The organism is Saccharomonospora saliphila YIM 90502, from assembly GCF_000383795.1.
In the GTDB taxonomy this organism is placed as follows: Bacteria; Actinomycetota; Actinomycetes; order Mycobacteriales; family Pseudonocardiaceae; genus Saccharomonospora; species Saccharomonospora saliphila.
Genome location: NZ_KB912600.1, coordinates 5,079 through 9,866, shown reverse-complemented (window position 1 = coordinate 9,866; position 4,788 = coordinate 5,079). Strand labels below are relative to the sequence as shown.

The following is a 4,788-nucleotide window of genomic DNA, read 5'->3' as shown; positions in this document are numbered from 1 at the left end:
GCTGCCGCCGCGGGCGCTCGCGGCGCGGGCGGGATGCCGATGGGTGCCATGGGCGGCGCGGGCCGGAACGCGGGCGGCGCCGAGGACGAGGAGCACGAGACCAAGTACCTCCAGAAGGAGGACGGTGACTCCCTGTTCGGCAGTGACGAACTGACCACCCCGCCGGTCATCGGCGAGTGACCCCACCGGCGGACGAACGACGAGGACACACACGACCGTGTTGCACCAGCAGGTGACGCTGACGACGGCCACCGTGCTCACCCTGATCCGCCGCCGGGGCGCCGAGCCGCACACGGTGCTGGCCAGCACTCCGGTGTGGGAGGACGAGCGCGCACGACGGCAGGCCGACGAGCGCGCCCACGCCGAACTCGCCCGGCACGGGTTGTCCGGACCGTCGGGCCCGGACGAGGAGCTCGAAGCCACGGTCGAGGCCATCGCCCGCCCCGCGCTCGAGTACTTCGCCTGGATCAACGGCGGTCATGAGGGAGCGACGGTGAACTACACCGTGCTCGCCGGGGTCTCGGGCGGGGAGGCGTTCGTCCTCGCCCGGGACACCGACGGCGGTGCGGTCGTGCTGGCCTCAGTGCCTCCGGCGGAGGTGCTCGACAACTTCGTCGCGCAGCTTCCCGTGCTGGGACCCGCACGAGGGCAACCACTGCGGGTGCCGACGAGCAGGCTCACCGGGTCGCGAAAGGCTCCGGAACCCGAGGAGCGGGAGTTCTCGGTGATGCGCAGCGGCGCGCGGAGCCCGGCCGAGACGGAGCTCGCCGAAGCGCGCCGCGTGCTCGGGCTGCGGCGACTCGGCGGCGGCAGCCTCTACGTCGCCGCCCGGGCACGCGGTGGACGGCGGGTCCGTGTGGAACGGCCGCTGAACTACATCGACACCACCGAGGGCCGGTGGCTGACCGAGGAGGTTCCCGGAAACGGGGAGCCGATGGTGGCGCTCACACCCGCCAGCCCGCACCTGCTCGCCGACCGGCTACGCACGGCACACGGAACCTTGCCGCTGGAGTGAGGGCGGCCCCCCGTTCAGCCCAGCGGTTCCCACCGTGCGTTCACCCCGTTCGTCCACAGGCGCCGCGCCTCGGCTCGGTACGCGAGCGGAACCGCGCGGCGCCGCGACACGCCGAGGCGTCGATTCTCCGCGACACGCCGAGAGACGCCTCACAAACTTGTCCACAAGTTATCCACAGGGTATGACCTGCGATTTCACAGAAGGGCTACCGAGTTCTCCCCAGGTTGTACACAGGTTCGGGCGAGCTTGTGATTCATTCGGGCCGGTCATCAACAAGTTGTCCACAGGTCCATCCCCAAGCGAGATTGCGCTGCTCTGTCCGAGCGATCTAGCGTGCGTGCGCGGCGGCCGAGAGACCGGAGCGCTGATGCTGCCCGTCCGGCCGCGACCACCTACACTGTCGAACAGGTGTTCGACTCACGCTTCTTCGAGGGGGTGCCTCCACCGGTGGCCATCACCGACGACCGCAGCCCTGCGCCCTCGGGCGAGCACGGCGGGTTCGAACGCCAGCCGCCGCAGGACAACACGGCCGAACAGTCCGTACTCGGCGGGATGCTGCTGTCGAAGGACGCCATCGCCGACGTCGTCGAGGTGCTGCGCCCTGGCGACTTCTACCGGCCCGCGCACCAGGCCGTGTACGACTGCGTCCTCGACCTGTACGGGCGTGGTGAACCCGCCGACCCGATCACCGTCTCGGCCGAGCTGGAACGCCGAGGAGAGCTGGGCCGCGTCGGGGGCGCCCCGTATCTGCACACCCTGATCGCCACGGTGCCCACGGCGGCGAACGCGGGCTACTACGCCCAGATCGTGGCCGAGAAGGCGATCCTGCGCAGGCTCGTCGAGGCGGGCACGCGGATCGTGCAGTACGGCTACGGCGCCGACGGCGGCGACGGCGGCGACATCAACGAGGTCGTCGACCGGGCACAGGCCGCCATCTACGACGTCACCGAGCGGCGCACCAGCGAGGACTATGTCGCCCTCGAGGAGTTGCTCCAGCCGACGATGGACGAGATCGACGCGATCGCGTCCCGGGGCGGCACCTCGCAGGGCGTTCCGACCGGCTTCGCGGACCTGGACGAGGTGACCAACGGCCTGCACCCCGGCCAGATGATCATCGTCGCGGCGCGGCCGGGTGTCGGCAAGTCGACCCTGGGCCTGGACTTCGCTCGGGCGTGCTCCATCAAACACGGTCTGAGCAGCGTCATCTTCTCACTGGAGATGAGCCGCGTCGAGATCGTCATGCGCATGCTTTCGGCCGAGGCCCGCATCCGGCTGGCCGACATGCGCGGTGGCCGGATGTCGGACGACGACTGGACGCGCCTGGCCCGCCGGATGAGTGAGATCAGCGAGGCTCCGCTGTTCATCGACGACTCGCCGAATCTGACGATGATGGAGATCCGGGCGAAGGCGCGCCGGCTCAAGCAGCGCAACGACCTCCAGCTCATCGTCGTCGACTACATGCAGCTGATGACCTCGGGCAAGCGCGTCGAGTCCCGCCAGCAGGAGGTTTCGGAGTTCTCCCGGCAGCTCAAGCTGCTCGCCAAGGAGCTCGAGGTGCCGGTCGTGGCGATCAGCCAGCTCAACCGAGGTCCCGAACAGCGCACGGACAAGCGTCCGATGCTGGCCGACCTGCGCGAAAGCGGGTCACTGGAACAGGATGCCGACATGGTGATGCTCATCCACAGGCCGGACGCCTGGGAACTCGACGACCCGCGTGCGGGGGAGGCGGACCTGATCCTGGCCAAGCACCGCGCGGGGCCGACGAGCACGATCAGCGTCGCTCACCAGCTTCACTACAGCCGCTTCGCCGACCTCGCACAGGACTAGGCCTCCCGCGAGACCGCCCGAACGTGCGCGGGAGGTATCGCTCGCGGGACGTATCGCGCACGGCGACGCCCCGCGCGGACCGGGCCACACCGGCGGACCCGACGCCCGGGTCACATCCGGATCACGCGTGAGTCGCCCCCGCGCTACGGACGGACCCGATACTGTGAAGCGGTGAGCGAGGTCGAGCAGGACAACGGCGGTACGGCAGCGTCCGCGCCCCGTACCGGGGGAACAGGTGGTCGCACGCGGCGGGGGATCGCGATGCTGTCCGAGGACCCGGACGTCACGGGCTGGGTGCCACGGGGGCTGCGGATCAGCGCCGCCCTGGCGTGGCGGTTCCTGGTCGTGGTCGCCGCGCTCTACGTCGTGGTGTGGATCGTCGGCTACCTGTCGGTCGTCGTGGTACCGGTCGCGATCGCCTTGCTGCTCGCGGCCCTCATGGCCCCGGGGGTGCGGCGCCTGGTGGAGTGGGGGTTGCCGAGAGCGCTGTCGGCGGTGATCGTGCTGATCGGCGGGCTCGGCGTCGTCGGGGGCCTGCTCACCTCGGTGATCACCCAGTTCGTCGAGGGCCTGCCCGAGTTGCAGGAGCAGCTCAACCTCAGCCTCGAACAGGTCGAGAACTGGCTGATCAACGGGCCGCTGCATCTGCGCGAGACGCAGATCGAGGACTTCGTCAACAGCGCCATCGAACTCATCCAGCAGAACCAGGCCTCGATCACGGCGGGAGCGCTGACCACGGCGGGGGCCGTCGGCGAGATCCTCACCGGGTTCCTGCTGACGCTGTTCGTGTTGATCTTTTTTCTGGCGAGCGGCGGGCAGATCTGGACCTTCCTGATGCGCGGTGTCCCCTCCCAGGTCCGCGACCGCGCCGACACGGCCGGACGGCGCGGCTTCGCGTCCCTGGTGAGCTACGTCCGCGCCACGGCGGTCGTCGCGGTCGTGGACGGTGTCGGCATCGGCATCGGCCTGTGGCTCACCGGCGTCCCGCTGGTGGTGCCGCTGGCGACGCTGGTGTTCCTCGGTGCCTTCGTGCCGATCATCGGCGCGGTGGTGACCGGCGCGATCGCCGTGCTCGTGGCGCTGGTGACCAACGACATCATCACCGCGCTCATCGTGCTCGCGATCGTGGTCGGCGTGATGCAGCTCGAAAGCCATGTGCTCCAGCCGCTGCTGCTCGGCAGGGCCGTCCGCCTGCACCCGCTCGCCGTCATCCTGGCCATCACCGCGGGCCTGGTAGCCGCGGGCATCCCCGGAGCTCTGCTCTCCGTTCCGCTGCTGGCGGTCCTCAACTCCGGCATCAAGTCGCTGGTGAGCGGTGAGGAACCGGACCCCGGCGCGGTGGACGTGCTGTCCGACCGTGGCGCCGACCCCGGCGCCACGGCGCCCGGCCCCGGGGGGAACGGGCCGGCGGCGGCCGCACCGGATGACGCCCGCGCCCACCGGGAGACAGCCCACGACGGGACGAGCGAAGCCACGCCGGACGCGGGCACTTCGGCAGGTTCCGACGGCGACCACGACGAGGGACGGAGGGAACCCGACCCGGCATGAACTCGGCGCCCTCGCTGCGTGACCCCGCGACGCCGTTGTGGTGGAGCACGATCGTGTTGCGCTGGGTCACCCTGGCTTTCGCGTGTGGTGCGGTGCTGGTGCACCACGACGGGTACCGGCGCGCCTGGCTCGCGTGGACCGCGTTCGCGGTGATGGTCGCATGGACGGCCGTCACGAGCCTGATGTACTCGCGGGCGTCCGGGCGCGCCGCGTGGTTCGTCGTCGTCGACGTGGTCGTCACCTGCGCCGTCATGGGCACGTCTCCGTTCGTCCTGTCCGAGGCCCAGTACACGGAGCTGGCTCCGCTGGTCACGACCGTGTGGGCCGCCGTGCCGCCGCTCGTGGCAGGCGCGCGGTTCGGCGCCGTGGGCGGGGTGCTGGCCGGGCTCGTGCTCGCC

The 4,788-nt window shown here is 70.5% G+C and carries 4 protein-coding genes and 1 pseudogene; all 5 read left to right on the top strand.

Annotated features, from left to right (window positions below; genetic code table 11):
* Positions 1–180: pseudogene (locus SACSA_RS25510) on the top strand (hypothetical protein); the annotation flags it as partial.
* Between the two features lie 37 nt (positions 181–217).
* A complete protein-coding gene (locus tag SACSA_RS0100670; protein WP_019812681.1) occupies positions 218–1,015 on the top strand; it encodes an ESX secretion-associated protein EspG in 798 nt (265 codons plus the stop codon).
* Positions 1,016–1,462: 447 nt separating this feature from the next.
* Positions 1,463–2,842 carry a replicative DNA helicase gene (gene dnaB / locus SACSA_RS0100665; RefSeq protein WP_028661399.1) on the top strand — a complete coding sequence of 460 codons (1,380 nt, stop codon included), beginning with the start codon at positions 1,463–1,465 and terminating at the stop codon, positions 2,840–2,842.
* A gap of 261 nt (positions 2,843–3,103) precedes the next feature.
* Positions 3,104–4,390, top strand: coding sequence for an AI-2E family transporter (locus tag SACSA_RS0100660; protein WP_019812677.1), 1,287 nt, complete (start codon positions 3,104–3,106; stop codon positions 4,388–4,390).
* On the top strand, positions 4,387–4,788 hold a 402-nt coding region (locus SACSA_RS0100655; protein WP_019812675.1), incomplete at its 3' end, for a DUF5931 domain-containing protein. The genes SACSA_RS0100660 and SACSA_RS0100655, both read left to right, overlap by 4 nt.